General features: G+C 72.0%; 18 protein-coding genes and 1 pseudogene. 10 read left to right on the forward strand and 9 right to left on the reverse strand.

The genetic code is table 11. The annotated features are described in order from the left end of the window. Positions 1–147: 147 nt before the first annotated feature. The gene (locus ACIRYZ_RS44810; protein WP_402954963.1) at positions 148–564 is read right to left on the reverse strand and encodes an ArsR/SmtB family transcription factor; all 417 of its coding nucleotides are present in this window, start codon (positions 562–564) and stop codon (positions 148–150) included. A 105-nt stretch (positions 565–669) separates the two neighbouring features. Here ACIRYZ_RS44810 and ACIRYZ_RS44815 point away from each other — a divergent pair, with 105 nt between their 5' ends. Both ACIRYZ_RS44815 and ACIRYZ_RS44820 read left to right on the forward strand, forming a co-directional pair. Beyond that, positions 670–2661 carry a heavy metal translocating P-type ATPase gene (locus tag ACIRYZ_RS44815; protein WP_402954965.1) on the forward strand — a complete coding sequence of 664 codons (1992 nt, stop codon included), beginning with the start codon at positions 670–672 and terminating at the stop codon, positions 2659–2661. Continuing rightward, entirely contained in the window at positions 2658–3071 is a 414-nt protein-coding gene (locus tag ACIRYZ_RS44820) for a (2Fe-2S) ferredoxin domain-containing protein (RefSeq protein WP_402954967.1), read from the forward strand. The genes ACIRYZ_RS44815 and ACIRYZ_RS44820 overlap by 4 nt, the downstream gene beginning before the upstream one ends. 29 nt (positions 3072–3100) lie before the next feature. Here the strand turns inward: ACIRYZ_RS44820 and ACIRYZ_RS44825 are convergent, their stop codons facing one another. Then, positions 3101–3832 (reverse strand): hypothetical protein, encoded by a 732-nt coding sequence (locus ACIRYZ_RS44825; protein WP_402954970.1) that lies wholly within the window; start codon positions 3830–3832, stop codon positions 3101–3103. A gap of 60 nt (positions 3833–3892) precedes the next feature. Continuing rightward, positions 3893–4351 (reverse strand): hypothetical protein, encoded by a 459-nt coding sequence (locus ACIRYZ_RS44830; protein ID WP_402954973.1) that lies wholly within the window; start codon positions 4349–4351, stop codon positions 3893–3895. 98 nt (positions 4352–4449) lie between these two features. On the opposite strand from ACIRYZ_RS44830, the gene ACIRYZ_RS44835 reads away from it, so the two are divergent. Next, on the forward strand, positions 4450–5277 hold the full coding sequence (locus ACIRYZ_RS44835; RefSeq protein ID WP_402954976.1) for a DUF1963 domain-containing protein: 828 nt from the start codon (positions 4450–4452) through the stop codon (positions 5275–5277). A 377-nt stretch (positions 5278–5654) separates the two neighbouring features. Here ACIRYZ_RS44835 and ACIRYZ_RS44840 read toward each other — a convergent pair whose 3' ends face one another. Beyond that, positions 5655–6638, reverse strand: a complete 984-nt coding sequence (locus tag ACIRYZ_RS44840) for a WD40 repeat domain-containing protein (protein WP_402954979.1) — start codon at positions 6636–6638, stop codon at positions 5655–5657. Between the two features lie 359 nt (positions 6639–6997). Between ACIRYZ_RS44840 and ACIRYZ_RS44845 the strand changes: the two are divergent. Further along, a pseudogene (locus ACIRYZ_RS44845) lies at positions 6998–7426 on the forward strand (LCP family protein); the annotation flags it as partial. A 127-nt stretch (positions 7427–7553) separates the two neighbouring features. Here the strand turns inward: ACIRYZ_RS44845 and ACIRYZ_RS44850 are convergent. Continuing rightward, positions 7554–7682 carry a hypothetical protein gene (locus ACIRYZ_RS44850; RefSeq protein WP_402954982.1) on the reverse strand — a complete coding sequence of 43 codons (129 nt, stop codon included), beginning with the start codon at positions 7680–7682 and terminating at the stop codon, positions 7554–7556. Between ACIRYZ_RS44850 and ACIRYZ_RS44855 the strand changes: the two genes are divergently transcribed. Together ACIRYZ_RS44855 and ACIRYZ_RS44860 are read left to right on the forward strand one after the other, a co-directional pair. Next, positions 7669–8034 carry a LytR C-terminal domain-containing protein gene (locus ACIRYZ_RS44855; RefSeq protein ID WP_402954985.1) on the forward strand — a complete coding sequence of 122 codons (366 nt, stop codon included), beginning with the start codon at positions 7669–7671 and terminating at the stop codon, positions 8032–8034. The genes ACIRYZ_RS44850 and ACIRYZ_RS44855 overlap by 14 nt on opposite strands. A gap of 793 nt (positions 8035–8827) precedes the next feature. Continuing rightward, a complete protein-coding gene (locus tag ACIRYZ_RS44860; RefSeq protein ID WP_402954988.1) occupies positions 8828–9232 on the forward strand; it encodes a DoxX family protein in 405 nt (134 codons plus the stop codon). Between the two features lie 377 nt (positions 9233–9609). Here the strand turns inward: ACIRYZ_RS44860 and ACIRYZ_RS44865 are convergent, their stop codons facing one another. Beyond that, entirely contained in the window at positions 9610–10788 is a 1179-nt protein-coding gene (locus tag ACIRYZ_RS44865; protein WP_402954991.1) for a hypothetical protein, read from the reverse strand. A gap of 404 nt (positions 10789–11192) precedes the next feature. Between ACIRYZ_RS44865 and ACIRYZ_RS44870 the strand changes: the two genes are divergently transcribed. The 3 genes from ACIRYZ_RS44870 (at position 11193) to ACIRYZ_RS44880 (ending at position 13611) form a co-directional block, all read left to right on the forward strand. After that, positions 11193–11945 carry a hypothetical protein gene (locus ACIRYZ_RS44870; RefSeq protein ID WP_402954993.1) on the forward strand — a complete coding sequence of 251 codons (753 nt, stop codon included), beginning with the start codon at positions 11193–11195 and terminating at the stop codon, positions 11943–11945. 256 nt (positions 11946–12201) lie between these two features. Further along, complete coding sequence (locus tag ACIRYZ_RS44875) at positions 12202–13359, forward strand: ADP-ribosylglycohydrolase family protein (protein WP_402954996.1); 1158 nt, start codon at positions 12202–12204, stop codon at positions 13357–13359. A gap of 45 nt (positions 13360–13404) precedes the next feature. Beyond that, on the forward strand, positions 13405–13611 hold the full coding sequence (locus ACIRYZ_RS44880) for a hypothetical protein (RefSeq protein ID WP_402954999.1): 207 nt from the start codon (positions 13405–13407) through the stop codon (positions 13609–13611). A gap of 60 nt (positions 13612–13671) precedes the next feature. On the opposite strand, the gene ACIRYZ_RS44885 is transcribed toward ACIRYZ_RS44880, so the two are convergent. Continuing rightward, positions 13672–14226, reverse strand: a complete 555-nt coding sequence (locus ACIRYZ_RS44885) for a hypothetical protein (RefSeq protein ID WP_402955002.1) — start codon at positions 14224–14226, stop codon at positions 13672–13674. A gap of 110 nt (positions 14227–14336) precedes the next feature. Here ACIRYZ_RS44885 and ligA point away from each other — a divergent pair, with 110 nt between their 5' ends. Beyond that, positions 14337–16385, forward strand: a complete 2049-nt coding sequence (gene ligA, locus ACIRYZ_RS44890; RefSeq protein ID WP_402955011.1) for an NAD-dependent DNA ligase LigA — start codon at positions 14337–14339, stop codon at positions 16383–16385. Here ligA and ACIRYZ_RS44895 read toward each other — a convergent pair. Together ACIRYZ_RS44895 and ACIRYZ_RS44900 are read right to left on the reverse strand one after the other, a co-directional pair. Beyond that, positions 16373–16522, reverse strand: coding sequence for a hypothetical protein (locus ACIRYZ_RS44895; RefSeq protein ID WP_402955005.1), 150 nt, complete (start codon positions 16520–16522; stop codon positions 16373–16375). The genes ligA and ACIRYZ_RS44895 overlap by 13 nt on opposite strands. 1 nt (position 16523) lies before the next feature. Continuing rightward, positions 16524–17051 carry a hypothetical protein gene (locus tag ACIRYZ_RS44900; protein ID WP_402955008.1) on the reverse strand — a complete coding sequence of 176 codons (528 nt, stop codon included), beginning with the start codon at positions 17049–17051 and terminating at the stop codon, positions 16524–16526. Between the last annotated feature and the right edge of the window lie 570 nt (positions 17052–17621).

Here is a 17621-nt window from a genome sequence, read left to right on the forward strand (position 1 = left end):
ACCCCCCACACCCCCCCCCCCCCCCCCGGCGCCCGCATCCCCCCGCCCCGCCGACCGGGCCCACCAACCCCTGGGCTCCCCCCAGGGTGTGGGCGCCCCGGGGTTCACCCCGGGGGGCCCGCCTCACGCCTTCAGGACGGGCCGCCGTCAGCGTCCCGCCTCCTGCATGGCCTCGACCCGTTCCGGCTCGTCGGCCCCGTCCGCGGTGTCGGCGCTGTCACTGAGTCCCAGGCACAGGTGCTCGATGTGGTAGACGGCCTGGTCGAGGAGTTCGGCGACGTGGTTGTCGTACAGCGCGTACACCACCGAACGGCCCTGACGGGTTCCGACGACCAGGCCGAGGTTGCGCAGCAGCCGCAGCTGGTGGGAGCACGCGGACTGCTCCATGCCGACTTCGTTGGCCAGTTCGGTCGCGGCGCAGGAGCCTTCACGGAGCCGGGAGAGGATCAGTAGCCGGGATGGGGTGGCCAGGGCCTGGAGGGTGTTGGCCACGCGGGCGGCGCTGGTCGCGTCCAGGCGCGTGTGCGGGACGGCGTTCTTCGCTGGTGCGGCTCCATGACCCATGCGCCCCATCGTACAACGCATCCTTGAAGGACTGTTCATATGTTCCTGTATGGTGGGTGGAGTCGTTAGTCCTGCCCATGGCCTGCGCGAAGGGTCCTGCCTGCCATGTCCTCCACCCTGCTCGAACGCCCCGCCCCCGAGGTGGCCGCCGCATCTGCCAGTGTCGCTCCCCGGCGGCGCACGCGGATCTTCGCGCTGCCCGAGGCCCGCTGGGCGCTCGCCGCGCTGGTGCTGTTCCTGATCGCGCTGCCGCTGCAGCTGACCGGCGCCCCCGCCTGGGCGTGGGGCCCGCTGTACGCGCTCGCCTACGCCACCGGCGGCTGGGAGCCGGCGTGGGCGGGCCTTCAGGCACTGCGCGAGAAGACCCTCGACGTCGACCTGCTGATGATCGTCGCCGCGATCGGGGCGGCGGCGGTCGGGCAGGTGATGGACGGCGCGCTGCTGATCGTCATCTTCGCCACCTCCGGCGCGCTGGAGGCGATCGCCACCGCCCGCACCGCGGACTCGGTGCGCGGCCTGCTCGACCTCGCTCCCGCGACCGCGACCCGGCTGCTGGACGACGGCACCGAGGAGAGCGTCCGGACCGAGGAGCTCGCGGTCGGCGACACCATCCTGGTGCGCCCGGGTGAGCGGATCGGCGCCGACGGGCGGGTGCTGGACGGCGCGAGCGACGTGGACCAGGCCACCATCACCGGTGAGCCGCTGCCGGTCGCCAAGGAGACGGGTGACGAGGTGTTCGCCGGCACGCTGAACGGCACTGGCGCGCTGCGGGTGAAGGTCGAGCGGGACGCCTCCGACTCGGTGATCGCCCGGATCGTGAAGATGGTCGAGGAGGCGTCGGAGACCAAGGCGCCGACCCAGCTGTTCATCGAGAAGGTCGAGCAGCGCTACTCGATCGGCATGGTCCTCGCCACCCTCGCGGTGTTCGCGGTGCCGCTGGCCTTCGGTGCGGCGTTCACCGGCTCGCTGCTGCGGGCGATGACCTTCATGATCGTGGCCTCGCCGTGCGCGGTGGTGCTGGCGACCATGCCGCCGCTGTTGTCCGCGATGGCCAACGCCGGGCGCCACGGCGTGCTGGTGAAGTCCGCCGTCGTGATGGAGCGGCTCGGCCAGGTGGACGCCGTCGCGCTGGACAAGACCGGCACCCTCACCGAGGGCACCCCGCGCGTCACCGACATCCGCCCGCTGGCCGGCTCCGGCCTGTCGGAGGAGGAGCTGCTGGCGCTGGCGGCGTCGGCCGAGCACCCCAGCGAGCACCCGCTCGCCCGTGCCGTCGTGGACGCCGCCCGCACCCGCGGCCTCGTCCTGGCGACGGTGGAGGACTTCGCCTCTGCGCCGGGCATCGGGGTGACCGCCACCGTCGACGGCCGTTCCGTCGCGGTCGGTGCCCCGGCCCGGCTGCTGAACGGCGCCGAGGACGCGGTCTCCGCCCGCGCCGCCGCGATCGCCACGGAGCTGGAGGACGGCGGGCACACCGCGGTCCTCATCGAGGCCGACAGCGTCCCGGTCGGCGTGCTCGGCATCGCGGACCGCCTGCGCCCGGACGCCGCCGGCACCGTCACCGCCCTGACCGCGCTGACCGGTACCAAGCCGATGCTGGTCACTGGCGACAACCCGCGTGCGGCCGCCCGCCTGGCCGCCGAGGTCGGCATCACCGACGTCCGGGCGGGCCTGCTGCCGCAGGACAAGGTCACCGCCGTCAAGGAGCAGGAGACGGCCGGCCGCAAGGTGCTGGTGATCGGCGACGGCGTCAACGACGCCCCCGCGCTGGCCGCCGCCCACACCGGCATCGCGATGGGCCGGGCCGGCTCCGACCTGGCCCTGGAGACCGCCGACGCGGTGATCGTGCGCGACGAGCTCGCCACCGTCCCCGCCGTGGTGGCGCTGTCCCGCCGGGCCCGCTCCTTCGTGGTGCAGAACCTGGTGATCGCCTCGGTGTTCATCACCGCGCTGGTGGTCTGGGACCTGGTCGCCACCCTGCCCCTGCCGCTCGGCGTCCTTGGGCACGAGGGCTCCACGGTGATCGTCGGCCTCAACGGCCTGCGACTGCTGCGCGAGACCGCCTGGACCCGGGCCCGCGCCGAAGGCCGCAAGTGAGCAGGCGCACCCGCACGTCGGCCGCCGCCCCCACTCAGGGGGCGGCGGCCCGCTGCACGGTCACGGTCTGCCGAGGGTGCTGCTGCGGCACCCCGAAGGTGCCGGGCCTGGATCACCGTGCCCAGCTCACCGACCTGCGCGAGTCCCTCGCCGGGGTGGCGACCGTGCGGCCCGTCGACTGCCTGGACGCCTGCGAGCAGGCCAACGTGATCGTCGTCCAGCCCTCCGCCGAGGGCCGCAAGGTCGGCGGACGCCCCGTCTGGCTCGGCCTGGTCAACGACCCCGACGCCGCCGCCGACATCACCGCCTGGGTGAAGGCCGGCGGCCCCGGCCTCACCGACCCGCCCGACATCCTCGACCTGTACGCGTTCAGCCCCTCACGCCGCATCCGCCAGCAGATCGGCAGCTGAAGAAGAACCACTGCCGAAGGCTCCACCCGTTACCCCAGTGCTTGTTGTGTGGTGGCCAGCCCGAGAGGAGCGCAGGTCCAGGTGAAGGCCGCGGCGGTTTCCGGGGCTTCGAAGATCGCGTCGTAGCTGGAGAACTGGTCGCTGCCGGTCGAGGTGCCGTGAAGGAGCCGGCTGGGCGTGAAGTCGGCGGCCAGCGGCCTGGGCTGACCCTCGCCCCGGTACGGCGAGAGGTCCCACCCCGGTGCCGCGAATACATCCGGAACGTGGGAGTTGGCCTCCAGGTGGGTGAAGACCAGCGAGGGAGTGCGGAGAAGCCCGCAGTGCCACACCCGAGCGGGTTCCGGTCCAGTCCCCCGCAGGGCCCCGGGAGCAGCGAGCCAGGACAGTGCCCCGTGCCCGGCCGGCGCTGGCGTACGCAGATCGACGGCCTGTGGCCGGGGAAGATCGCGGTGCTGTACGACCATCAGCAGTCGGGCCGGGTCAGGCACCGTGCCGAAGCTGCAGGCGATGAAGTGGACGCTGTGGTTCGGGGCGGCCATGGCCCGGGGAAGCGCGAGCACTGCGTGGCGGGTGCCGGGCTCGGTCAGGTAGACGGTCCACGACGGCACGGATTCGGCGTGCGCCGGCGGGCTCGGGTACTCGAAGACGAGAACGGTGAACAGCCCCGCCGGCGTGCCGAGGATGCCCCCATGGGACAGCCGCTTCCCGGGCTCCTCCAGGAGGGTCTCGGGAGGACGGATGACTACCGGCCGATCGGTCATCCTGCGACCGTAGAGGACAGGCCGGAGCGGCGCGCGCAGCCGCTCCGGCCTGTCAGCCGGTCAGGCGCAGGGCAGCTCGGAGACCTCGGACGAGCCGGTCTCGTGCTTCGCGCCGCCGTCGCTGTAGATGTCCGCGGACACCCGGAACTTGCCCTTGGCGATCCTCGGCGGCTCCGCCGCCCGGCACTCCGCGTTGTCGGCCACCCGGCTCACCCGGGTGAAGTCCTCGCTGGGGCTGCTGCGCAACGGGCCCTTGACGCGGGAGAACGTGCAGAAGTCACCGTCACAGTTCGCCCGCTCCAGCGAGGCATCCAGCCACTTCGGGCCGTAGCCGTCACCGTCGCAGGTGACCTCGGCGTACCACTCGATGCTGTTGTTGACGACCCGAGGAGCGGGCGACGAGCCGACGCAGACGTAGTCGCCGGCTCGGATGGTGGCGGCGTGGGCGGGGGTGAGACCGATGACCGTGAGGGCCAGGGCCGGCACGGCGGCGATGAGGGTACGACGGATGATGCGCATGGGAACCTCCGAATCCGAAGCGTGACGAATCGTGTACGCAATGAGATCAGGGGTCACTGACAACGCGTCCTGTCGGATCCAGCTGGAAGGATCGACGCATGCCCGACACCTACGCATGGACCCCGTACGAGCCCGAGAACGACGCCGACCTGGCGGGTCCCGTCGGCCTGCCGATGCCGTACGGGCTGCACGCGGCCCTGCGGGAACAGATCGGCGCGGAACGCACCACCCAGGTCGCCGAACTGCTGCGGCCCTCGCTGGAGCTGTGCCCGGACGTCCCCGAGGACACGATCGGCTGGACGCCGGTCGGGCACACCGGCGGATGCGCCGCGCTGCCCGCAGACGTCGACTGGCCCGAGGGCGACGGTCACCCGATGGAACTGCTCGCCCAACTCGACTGCGCCCGGCTGGCGGAGGCTTTCCAGGCAGGCAGGAGCGCAACATCGTGGCCGCTGCCGGCGCACGGACTGCTGCTGTTCTTCCACGACTCGTTCCCCGTCGATCCCAGCAAGGAGAGCTGCACCGTGCTGCACTTCCCGTCCGGCACGCCGGAGCGTCCGGCCCCGCCGGACCCGGACGGCGGGGAGCCGCTGCCCGGCCGGCCGGTGTGGGCGCGCTGGGCCCTGTCCGCGCCCTCGTACCTGGACGACGAGCTGGTGGACGCCCTCGCCGGTGACTACCGGGACGCCATGGACGTCTCGGACGCCTGCCACGAGCACCTTGGCGGCGCCGACATCCGGCTCCTGGGGTGGTGCGACAGCCACAACACCACCCGGCCCGACGGGCACCGGCCACTGCTGCAGGTCGAGGGCTCGGCGGCGGACGCGCGCTGGGGCGAACTCGTCAACGTCTCGGTCTGGATCACCGACGAGGACCTGGCCGCGGGCCGTTTCGACCGGGCGCGCTACGGGGCGGAGGTCGCCTGAGCAACCTGGACCGGCTCGGCGAAATGGGTGCTGGCGCGTACCGCAGCCGACCCGCTTCGGTCCGGCCGCGGCACCCCGCGGCGGCACTGAGCCTGCTCGTGGAGCAGTCGCGCCCCTACACCGATCAGGAGGCTGCCGCATTCTGGGCCGTCCAGCGCGACCTGCACGCCGCGATGCCCCAGTACCGCGACGAACTCATCGCCACCGGCGCCCAGGCCGTCGCGCTCATGCCCTCCGCTCGGCAGCCGCGCCGGCTGGATGCGCCCGGCGGTGCGGGCGTGTTGCCCGTTCCTTCCGGGTCATCGACGAGCGGCCGGCGCGCCACCGGCGACGACGTGAAGTGCTTGGCCCGTGGGCACTCGACACGGGTGGAGGTGTCAGCGGTGATACGTCAGCGCGGCGAGATACGGACCGACGCCGGCCAGCAGGCGGCCGCCCGGCGCCATCGCCAGGGCTCCCACCGACAGGGGGAAGACCAGATCCTGGCCGATCTGCTCCCGGGTGGCCAGGTCCCATACCCGGACCAGGTTCGCCCCGCCAGCGGTGGCGACCACGGTCCGGCCGTCGACCGACCCGATCGCCATCTCCAGCACCCCATCGTGGTGGACGGTCAGCGGCTCGCCCAGCTGCTTGCGGGCCGTCAGGTCCCAGACTCGGACGGTGTCGTCGTCGCTGCCGGTGACGGCGACGGGCCGGCCGTCCACCAGCGCCGTCGCCACGGTGTACACCGTCCCGTCGTGACCGAGGAGGGGCTCGCAGACGTGTTCGCGGGTGGCAAGGTCCCAGAGCGCCACCATCGGCCCGTCTCCGCCGGTCACGGCGAAGGTACGGCCCTCCACCGCTACTGTCGCCACCGCCAATGCTTCTATGTCGTAACGAGGGAGGGGCTCGCCAAGCTGCCGGGGCACGGCCGGCTCCCACAGCTGCAGCGGCTCCCCGTCGCCAGCGGTCACGGCGATCGTGCGGCCGTCCAGCACACCGATCGCCACTGCGTTGATGCAGCCGTGCGGGCTGACGAGGGGCTCGCCCAGCAGCTCACGAGTGGTCAGGTCCCAGACCCGCAGCAGCCCGTCGCCACCGCCCGCGAGGACCAGGGAACGGCCGTCCACCACCGCCGCCGCCACCCCCCACACCAGGTTGGGGTCACCCGCGTACAGCTGGCTCACGAGCTCCCCGGTGGCGAGATCCCGCACCCGCACCAGCTCGTCGGCACCGGCCTCGAGGGCTAGGGAACGGCCGGCCGCCACCGCTATCGCCGTCACCCCGCCGACCGGGACACCGGGGGGAGGCAGGGGACTGTGGTCGCCCCAGGACCCGCTGTCCCACTCGACCCGCCACTGCGCGGTCGCTCTCTCCTCCACCTGCGGCACCCCCTCGCCGATCGAACCACCGAGAGCTCACTATCGCACACTAGTGCGAGACTGAAGGGGCATCTGGGAAGCGTAGTTGTGTGATGCATCGGCGCCGACCGCGACCACCTGCCGCCCCAGCCGGCGCGAGACCCGGTCGGAGAGGGTCGAGGCACCGAGGAACTCGGTGCCGATCCCGAGGAAGAGCGGCCCTGCCTGCCGCGGGCTCAGGTGCAAGCAACGGAAATGACTGATTGTCAGCACCCCTCGTGACAGTCCGCGGACTGGGTGGGGAGGGCGTATGGGGGGCGCAAGCGGCTTGGCGCCTGGGTGAGGTGCAGGCGGTGTCGATCCCGCGCGACGACTACGTGATGACGTACAAGGGCGACGGCACCAAGCTGGGCATGGCCAAGATCAAGGAGGCCTACGGCAACGCCAAGGACCAGTTCAACGGCAGCCCGAAGGCCAAAAGCCTCAAGGGTGCCGACCTGGAGAAGGCCGGCCGCGACGTCGGCCGCGCGGCCACCATCCGCACCGTCCAGACCTTCCTGGACCAGCCCGTCGACCACGTCGCCGAGGTCAACCTGAAGGGCTTCTACGACATCGCCGACGTGCTCAAGCCGATCGAGGTCTGCCTCACCCACCCGGTGGACGACCCGATCATCTCCAGGACCGCCACCCACGAGGGCGGTGGCACCGGACTCAAGCTCCCGGCCGGGCACAGCAAGCTCGATGCCGCCCAGGCGCTCTCCTTCGTCCGCCAGCGGCACAACCTGGACGACGGCCACGGGAACTCCGACGACTTCGCCCGCACCCACCGCCAGCAGGCCTTCATCTCCTACGTGGTGCACAACCTCAAGGAGAAGGGCGTCATCGGCGACCTCGGCAAGATGCAGCAACTGATGGGCGTGTCAAGCAGCTCTTCGGCTACGCGGACGCCGCGGCCGCCCCGGCTCCCGCCCCCACCGACACCGCGTCCCCCAGCGCCACCCCGGCCGCGCCCCCGACCCAGAGCCCCACCCAGGCGGACGCCTCCGCCACCGTGGACGTGTTCAACGCCTCCTCCGCCGCCGGGGTGTCCTCCTCCAACGAGGCCAAGGTCCTGGTCGGCATGGGGTTCAAGGAGGGGACGGCCGGCCCGGCGCACACCAAGCAGAAGGCCACCACGGTCACCTACGGCAAGGGCGCCAAGGACGCCGCCAACCGGATCGCCACCCGCTACGGCGTCACCGCCACCGAGTCCGCCTCGGCCGGTGCCGGCCACGTCGTGGTCACCCTCGGCAGCACCTTCACCGGCGTCGCCTCCGACCGGCCCACCAGCGCCCCGACCGACCCGGGCACCAATGTGGCCCAGCAGGGCCCGATGGTCGACGCCCAGTCCGACGGCGGCATCCCCTGCGTCTTCTGACAGTACGGTGCGCATGTGCCCGTACCGGTCGCCTTGTCGGGGCGGGCGCGACGTTCGGCGAGGGCCTGGCTACTGGTCGCGGCCGTGGTGCGTGCGGTGGCCTCGTCGTGGTCGGCCCAGGCGCGACGATGCCAGCGAACCCGGTCGGCGGGCCTGCCGCTCAGTCCGCCCGCAGGATCCGCGAGACATGGATCCGGGGCGGGTCCGAGGCCTCGTTCACCACGTACTCCACCAGCCCCAGATCCCGGCGCAGCGGCGCCGAGTGCATCCCGGGACGGCCCGGCACCGGCATGCTCAGGTGCGGGAAGGGGTTCTCGCGCAGGTCGACGAGGGGTCCATCCGTCCGGACGCTGTGGTGTATTTCCCGTCGAGAATTGTGCCGGGAAATCCCGGGGGGGCTTGGCCGAGCGCTCGCAGCGCAGATGCCGCAACCGTCCCGGGGGAAGACCGCCCTTGTCACGCACCAGGCACACGCCCAGACGCTGAACCTCGGTGGGGCGCGCCTCGTCCACCGGCTGCTGCGCAGGGATGGACGGTGCCGACCGTAGTGCCTGCGTGTCCTGTGCTGGCGATGTGCCCGGCGGAGTCGTCACGGAGGGCATCGCTCCGGTCAGGATGACGGAGGTCACAGCTGAGGGCGGTCGGGCAGGGCCGATCCGCAGGCGGTACACCATGGGCGAGCCTGAGCCACGAGAGCCGCCCGGAAAACTTCCTCTCACCGGACCGATGAGTTCAGACGGTGCCGACGGTCAAACCTGAGAAAGCAACGACAGCCGACCCGGGGAGACCTGAAATGTCCAGCACCGCCACCGCCATGAAGTCCAGCAAGGCCGTCGTCCGGTCGGTCTGGACGCTGCGGATCCTGCTCGCGCTCTTCTTCGCCCTGGCCAGCGCGCTGCCCAAGCTGCTCGCGCTCCCCGCCGCCACAACCGTCTTCGACGCCATCGGCTGGGGCCACTGGTTCATGTATCTGACCGGACTGGTGGAACTCGCCGGGGCGGCCGGCCTGCTGGCTGGGCGACTGGCCGGGTCGGCCGCGACGGCACTCATCGTCTTCCTGGTGTTCGCGTTCGTCACCCAGCTCACCGCGATGCACGGGGAGAACGCCGGGACCCCTTTCATCTTCATGGTGCCGCTGGCCGTCATCGCCTGGAACCGGCGCACCGAAACGGCCGAGCTGCTCGGCCTCCGGCGTTGACCGGGTGCTCGCAGGATCGGCTGGCACAGGCAGGCCAGGGTGTCGCACACGGTCCACAAGATCCTCGCCTCCGTGGAGGAGGAGCGCCGCTGGTGCGGGTCCATGGTGACAGTGAGGGACGGTGGGTCATGACGGCTCTCCCCCCGGTCCGGTGCGCAACCGGAACGCCCGGTCGCCGTCGCCGGGGCGTACCGCCCCCACCCCTTCCGGGGTCGGACGGCACCGGACGGCCGGAACGCCGGACGGTGTCGAAGTTCTCGGAATCTGCCCGAAGGTCGCTGAAGCCCTCTCAAGAGGGGGCCGGGGCCGGCGTGAGGAGCGGCGGGTCCGCAGCCGCGGCCGGGCCCGCCTGACGGACCGGGACGCCGCGGGCCGCGCTACGGGGTCGGCGGGGCCTCGTGCAGCCATCCCGGGTCCAGCCGGAACACGGACGGCAGGAAGCGCGCGTCCGGGTCGTCGGGCCCGTGGCCGGGGCGCCGGGGCGCGGGCTTTCCCCTCAGTCGGGCCAGTTGGGCCGAGGCCAGTACGCGGACGTCGGAGGCCGATGGATCACCGGCCCGCCCGACGACCACTGGCCAGTCCGTGAGCTTGGTCAGCTTCCTGGCCTTGCGCACGCACTCGCGCAGCCTGGCGCGGGCCTCGGTGTGCTTCCCGGCGCGCAGGGCGTGCTGGGCCAGCCACAGCTGGAGCAGGTCCGGCCGGTCCACCGACAATCCCGCCGGGGTCCGCTCGTCCGGCAGGTCCGGTTCCAGGCCCGCGAGGACGGCCCGGCAGCCCAGGTAGAACAGCTGCTCCGGGTTCAGGGACGGGTGCACTTCGCGGGCGGTCATGAGGGCCTCGCGCACCTGGGCCCGGTCGGCGTCCTCCTCCACCCGCAGGACTGCGAGGTAGGCGACCCGCTCGCGCACGTGCGGGGAGCCGAGGTCATTGGCCCGGGCGAAGTGCCGCTGTGCCCGGTCCAGGTCTCCTGCCTCGATGGCGTGGTACCCGAGGTCGCACCACCAGTCCGCCTCCGAGCGCAGCGGGCCGATCGCCACCAGCAGGTCCATCGGGGGCTGCTCCGGGTGGTAGTCCATCAGCATCCGGCGGATCCGGTGGGTGCTCTCCTCCTCCTGCTGGGCGGCATCCGTGGTGCGGTACAGGTCGGCCAGCCGCTCGGCCAGGGACCGCCCGGTCGTGGCCAGGGCCTCCCCCAACTGCTCGTAGACGTCCCGCTCCAGCCGATACGGCCAGCCGTACCGGATCCAGCGCGCCAGCACCTGGTCGACGAACTCGTCGGTCGCGTAGTCCGGTCCCTTCACCACCACCTCGGCGAGGGCCGGCAGCACCACATGGGGATCCTCCGCGACCGCCGCCAGCCACTGCTCGCGCACCAGGGGCAGCAGCCGGGCACGCCGGCGCTCCGGGAGGTCCAGCAGCTGGAACGCCCCTTCCAGCCGGAGCCCGGCCGCTCTCGTCCGGTCGACCCAGCGGTACTTGCGGATGCGGCGCTCCAGGTGGCGCCGGTCCAGATCCCGGAACATCGCCTTGACCCGCCACACCCTGATCCGTCCCATGCCCGCCCCCTTCGTGTCCGGCCCAGGGTAACGGCCCTGCCACAGTGGGGTGTTCGCCCCCACAAACCTGGGTGGCGGCGCTCGAACCCGGGCGGGACGGCGATGAACAGATACCGGTCGTCGCCGGGCCGGACCAGGCCGGTGGTGTCGTGACCCCACTGCGTCAGGGCATCGATTGCCTGCCGGCGAAATGCCCGGCCACCGGCGCGCAGGAGTTCACGGGCGCGAGCGTCCAGTGCCTCACGGTGTCCAGCCACGAGCCGGACGAACCTTCCCGGTCAGAGCACCGGACGCAGCCGACCGAGCTTCCCGGAGCGGCGGGCCGCAACCAAGGGCCGCGTAGCGGCGTCCACCCGGATACGAACGGTCGCCCGACTGCCGTACTGCTGGGGGGATTTCCGTACATGCCGATCAACGACGCCGTACCCGTGCCACCGCCGCACGGCTCCCTGCCGCCCTGCCCGAGCTGCGCGCTGACCGACCAGGTCCGCAGCGTGCCGGCGGTCCACCTGGGCGAACGGCGCAACGTCACCGTACGCACCTCGGGCCGCGACGGCCGCACCGAGACCCGCGAACGCGAAGAGGTCTCCGCCCTCGGCCGGGCCCTGGCGCCCGCACCGCCCGCCACCACCGCGGCGATCCAGGCACTGGCGGTCCTGAGCTTCCCGACGCTGGTCGGGGCGGTCATCACCTTCATCGAGGGCATGACGCAGCGCAACGCGGCCGTCGACCAGGGGCCCGACCTCTCGCCACCGGACTGGGTGACCAAACACCCGGGGTTCCCGGGTGACTTCCCCACCGACCTCCCGGGCTTCCCGAAGGCCGCTCCGGCCTCCCCGCTCGCGCACGCGCCGGCCCCGCTCGCCGACGCGAACGACACGCCGACCGTACTCCTGGTGTCGTACCTGCTCCTGGCCGTCACGATCGCCCTCCTGGCGGGGGCGACCGCGCTGTTCCTCGCCAGGCGGCGTCGTCTGGCAGGCCGGCCACAGGCCGAGCGGCTCTGGAACCAGGCCTGGTACTGCGCCCGTTGCGGCACCGCGCACTTCCCACCCACCGCCGGGCAGGGCGCCGGGGCGCTCGGCCTCGCGGACTTCCGCAAAGCGGTCTGGACAGCGGGCGGCTACGGCGACCTCGCCGACCGGTACCGGCCATAAGCGTGTCCGACAGGCCTCACCGCGCCGGCCCGGCCGCGCCCCCGTCGCGGCCGGCCGCCAGGATGAGAGGCCATTCCACGCCCTCACAGGGGAACAGGGCACGGACTCACCCGTACGGCGACCACGACATGATCGCGGCCGTCACGGGCCGGCCCACTCGCTGGGGCGTCCGGTCCGACCGAGGTTGGGGGCGTCGGCTCTACGATGGTGGCCGCGGGTATCTTGATCAAACTGCCGGCGCGAGGGGAGTCGCAAGGTGGAGCCGTCCTGGAACGAACTGGCCGCCTATCGCGCCCGGGTGCGCGGGTGCCTGCTCGGCGGGGCGATCGGGGACGCCCTGGGTAACCCCGTTGAGGTCTTGTCCTTGGAGGCGATCCGGGAGAAGTACGGCGAGGCGGGTGTCACCGGTCTCGTCCCGGACCACGAGGGTGTGACCGGAAGGGTCACCGACGACACCCAGATGACGCTTTTCACCGCAGAAGGCTGGCTGCGCGGCTACTCGCGGACCAAGTCGCGCGGTCTCGGCGGTGCCGAAGCGATGTTCATACGTAACGCGTATCTGTGCTGGCTGGACACCCAGAACCACCCCGCGCCGCCGCCCGCCAACAACCTCCGGCACCGTTCCGGCCGGCTGCGCGAGGAGCCCTGGCTGTACGCACGGCGGGCACCCGGCAACGCGTGCCTGGCCGGCCTGCGGGAGGACTACACGCCCGCCTCGTACGGCAAGCCCGCCGGCACCCCCGGCCCGGTGAACCCAGGTTCGAAGGGATGTGGCAGCGTGATGCGCTCCGCGCCGTTCGGATTCACCGACCACGGGGCCGAGCGCGCTTTCGAGTTCGCCGCCCAGTGCGCCCAGATCACGCACGGCCACCCCACCGGCTACTACGCCGCCGGTGCGTTCGCTGCCATGATCAACCATCTGGTACACGGCGAGTCACCGGAAGGTGCGGTACTGCGAGCCATGGAGCTGCTCGCCCGTTACCCCGGCCATGAGGAGACAACCACCGCGCTGCGCAAGGCCGTCGACCTCGCCGCCGACGGCGAGGCAACGGCGGAGAAGCTCCAGACCCTGGGCGCGGGCTGGGTCGCGGAGGAGGCCCTGGCAATCGGCGTCTACGCGCTGCTGGCTCGTACCCGCATCCAGACCTACTACATCGGAAGTCAGGGCACCGTCTGCGACCCCAGGCCGCCCCGCACCCCGATCGAGGCCGCCTTCCTGCTCTCCGTCAACCACTCGGGCGACAGCGACTCCACCGGCTCGATCTGCGGCAACCTCCTCGGCGCTCACCACGGCGACGTGCGCCTGCCGCAGCACTGGCTGGAGCAGGTCGAAGGCCGCACGACGATCGCCGTACTCGCCGACGACTGCGCCTCCGAGGTGTACCCGGGCGAGAGGCGGCCCTGGAATCACTGACGCCGCACGAGACATCGCGACCCCACGGTCGCGAGCAGCCCGAGCGTGCACGCGCAGGATGCGACGGACCGGGTCACGCTCGTGCTCAAACGGCGGGACGCCGCCGGCCCCGAAGTCGGTGGTGAGGACGGCGGCGTCGCCCGGATCGGAACCGTCCCGCACCACCCGCTCGGTACCCGGGCCCTGGTCGACGCCGTCACCGGCGAGCCAGTCCCCCACACTGACGCCCACACACAGCCCAGGGCCGACTGAGGGCACCACGCCAGGCGGGCGGGGCCACGATGAAGGCCACGCAGGCCGGGGACACGCCGGTCAGGCCGCCGGCACTGTCGCCTTCGCCACGTGCCGCAGCACCTCCAGGTCCATCGGCGTCAGCTGAATGTTGACGGCATCGCCGATCCAGACCGTACTGGTGGCCTTCAGCGCGCGTGCGGTCGCCGTGGTGGGGATGTTCTCCAGCTCGGTCAGCTCGTACGGCGCCGCGATCGTCTCGACCGCCGTGCCCTGACGCCACCGCAACACGGGCCGCCCACCGGCCGGAGCCTCGAACAGCAGCATGCCGAGCACCGGGCGCGGCCCGTCGATCCGCACCGCCCGCGCATACAGGCTCGTCCCGCCGGCAAGCGCGGCCATGTCGGCCCGCGCCGAGCGCGCGGGGATGGCTCCGAGCGCGACCAGCAGCCGGTCCACCCGCCGCCGCATCATCGCCGAGGTGGGCTGCGCCCCCGCCACCTGCTGCTGCAGTCGGCGCGGCAACGCCGCCATCACGATGCTGAGCACCAGCAGGCCGGCCACGAACTCGACAAGCGTCAGCAGCAGCCGACTCCCGTCGTCCAGGCCGAAAAGGTTCAACACCAGGGTCCCCACGACGAGCGGTGAAGAACCCACAACTCCCACCTTCCCGCCCCGGAGGGGCACAAGGCCGGCACCGGACCCAGCCGAGGTGCGCACCGGCAATGTCAGTGGCACCCGGCAGGATGCCGATCATGACCGACGCGCCCTTCCTCTCCTCCCCCGCCGACTACGCCGCAGCCGTGGCCACTGCCGTTCAGGCGGCCACCGCCTACTACACCGACGGCGGCACGCCGCTCGGCGACGACGAGTACGACGCCCTGCTGCGCGCCCTCGCCACCTACGAGGAGGCGCACCCGGACGAGGTGCTGCCGGACTCCCCCTCTGGGAAGGTGGCCGGCGGCGCGGTCCAAGGCGACGTCCCGCACAGCGTGCCCATGCTTTCGCTCGACAACGTGTTCTCCGCTGAGGAGCTGGAGTCCTGGGCCGCCGGCCTGGAGCGGCGACTCGGCCACCCGGTGGCCGCCTGGTGCGTGGAGCCCAAGCTGGACGGCCTGGCGGTGGCTGCCCGCTACCGCGCCGGACGCCTGCAGCAGCTGATCACCCGCGGCGACGGTCTCGCCGGCGAGGACATCACCCACGCCGCCGACGCCGTGCTCGGACTCCCGGCCGTGCTCACCGAACCCATCGATGTCGAGCTGCGCGGCGAGGTCCTCCTCACCAGCGCCCAGTTCGAGCACGCCAACCAGGTGCGCACCGCCCACGGCGCCACCCCGTTCGCCAACCCCCGCAACGGCGCCGCCGGTACCCTGCGCGCCAAGGACCGCCCCTACCGGATCGAGCTCACCTTCTTCGGCTACGGCGCCCACGGTCTGCCCGGCCTCGACCACGCCGCCCTCCTGCTGCGCCTGGCCGACCTCGGCGTCGGCACCGCAGCCACCACAGCAGCGCACCCGCTGCGCTGCACCACCCTGGTGGAGGTCCAGCAGCGCGTCGAGGAGATCGCCGTGCTCCGCTCCGAGCTGCCGTTCGGCATCGACGGAGTCGTCATCAAGGCCGACTCCTCGGCGGACCAGCAGGAAGCCGGCTCCGGCTCCCGGGCACCGCGCTGGGCCGTCGCCCGCAAGCTCGCCGCCGAGCACAAGGTCACCCGCCTGCTCGACGTCGAGTGGAACGTCGGGCGCACCGGCATCATCGCCCCGCGAGCCGTCCTGGAGCCGGTCGTCATCGACGGCGTCACCGTCACCTATGCCACCCTGCACAACCCCGCCGACATCACCCGGCGCGACCTGATGATCGGGGACCGCGTCTTCGTACGGCGCGCCGGGGACGTCATCCCGAGGGTGGAAGCGCCGCTGGTCGACGAGCGCACCGGCGCCGAGCAGCCGATCGCCTTCCCCGAGGTCTGCCCGCGCTGCGGCGACGCCATCGATCGCGAAGAACAGCGCTGGCGCTGCGTCCGCGGGCGCAACTGCCAGCTGGTCGCATCGATCAGCTACGCCGTCGGCCGCGACCAGCTCGACATCGAGGGCCTCGGCGGCACCCGCGCCGTCCAGCTCGTCGAAGCCGGCCTCGTCACCGACCTCGCCGACCTGTGGACCCTCACCCGCGAGCAGTTCCTCGGCCTGGAGCGGATGGGCGAAACCAGCACCGACAACCTGCTCGCCGCGATCGAGGCCGCCCGCACCCGGCCGCTCAACCGCGTCTTCTGCGCGCTCGGCGTCCGCGGCACCGGACGCACCATGTCCCGCCGCATCGCGACCCACTTCGGCTCGATGGCCGCGATCCGCGCTGCCGACGCCGACACCCTCGCCCAGGTCGACGGCATCGGCACCGAGAAGGCCCGCGTCATCGTCGCCGAACTCGCCGAACTCGCGCCGCTGCTGGATCGCCTCGCGGCCCGCGGGGTGGGCACCGCCGTCACCGCCCCGCAGGCACCCGCCTCCTCGGCCGTCGCTCCGGACCAGGAGGACGCGGCAGCCGGGCCACTGGCGGGCGCGGCCGTCGTCGTCACCGGGACCATGACCGGACCGCTCGCCGAGCTGACCCGCAACGAGATGAACGAGCTGATCGAACGCGCCGGAGGCAAGGCGTCGTCGTCCGTCTCCAAGCGCGCCACCCTCCTCGTGGCCGGAGAGAAGGCCGGCTCCAAGCGCGCCAAGGCCGAGGAGCTCGGGATACCGGTCAGCACACCGGAGGAGTTCGCCGCCCTCGTCGCCGACTACCTGGCGTAGACCGCCGGCACGAGCAGAAGCCGCCGAACACACCGTGCCCGCATCCGCCCGACCCCGAGCAGGCTGACCGCCGTCGCGCCCTCGCCGTTCTTCAGGCCGCCATGGCCGAGGTTCTGAACCGCGATCGTCAACTGCACTTCAGGAACCCCCTGCTGGCATCCGCTCGTATCGCGGAAGAAGCTCCGCTGCCCACGGCTCGTCGGGTGACCACCTGTCTGCAGCGCTGATCACCTCCAAAGCAGCGCTGCACGCAGCCCACTCATCCCCACCACTCGCGGAGGCGAGGATCGTGCGCACCACCTCGACGGGAACCCGGTCATGCCACGGGGCGATCGCGAAATGACCGATGGCAGCCAACCGTCCGGTGTTGATCCGCTGCAGTTCCTGCCACGCCTCTTGCTGGGAGCCCTCGCAGCCGGTCAGCACAATCGCGGAGACGCTCCAGCTGTCTGAGGGAATCTCACGGAGGTTGAAGAACGGCTCGCGGTCCAACGGACCGAGCCAAACACCGTCCTCGTTCGCGGCCCCATGAAGGTCGACGACGACCAGCTCGCCCCGTTTCGGTGCTGCGAGGCCGAGCGCGACGTCTCCCACCGTTTGCACCGGGACGGGATGCAGGTCAGAGATCCACCCGCACTCCTTGCTGTCCTGCAGGAGCTGCTTCATCCGGCTTACATGGGGCCCGAACCTGCGGTCGACCTCGGTGTACACGTGTCGGACCGACCACGGATCCCAATCCGACACCGTCCCCCTCCTCACCGCGCAGCGCCATCCGGGTTGCCATCCTGGCATTCGCCCGCTCACGGTGATGCCGCTTTCGGGAACGTGAACCGCAGGGGCACGACCACGGTCGACCTGGCAGGTATGGGCCGCGCTACTTGAGAGGAGCGGTGAACCCACCGCGCTCCCCCGCTCCCGCACGCCGTCGCCGACCGGCCAGGGCCGGTTCCCCGGGCTCATCCGAGCCTTCGGTCGCTCCGGTCGCTGCCCCGACCAGGCTCGGTGCCGTGGCCTGGGGCGGGCGCCGGTGTGACTGAAAGCGCTTGTTGGCGGATGACGAAGTTAGTTGGCGGATCTTGTTTTTGTTGCGCTGAGTTGCGGTTGTGACTCAGCAGCCTAACTGTCGTGTCAGCATGGAATCTGAACCGCCCCGGGTTCGGTGGGGACTCGATTTCGTGAAAGGATTCGAGTCATGGCACGCCCTTCCTCCTACCCGCCTGAGCTGCGCCGTCGTGC

This window comes from Kitasatospora sp. NPDC101155 (assembly GCF_044768305.1).
In the GTDB taxonomy this organism is placed as follows: domain Bacteria; phylum Actinomycetota; class Actinomycetes; order Streptomycetales; family Streptomycetaceae; genus Kitasatospora.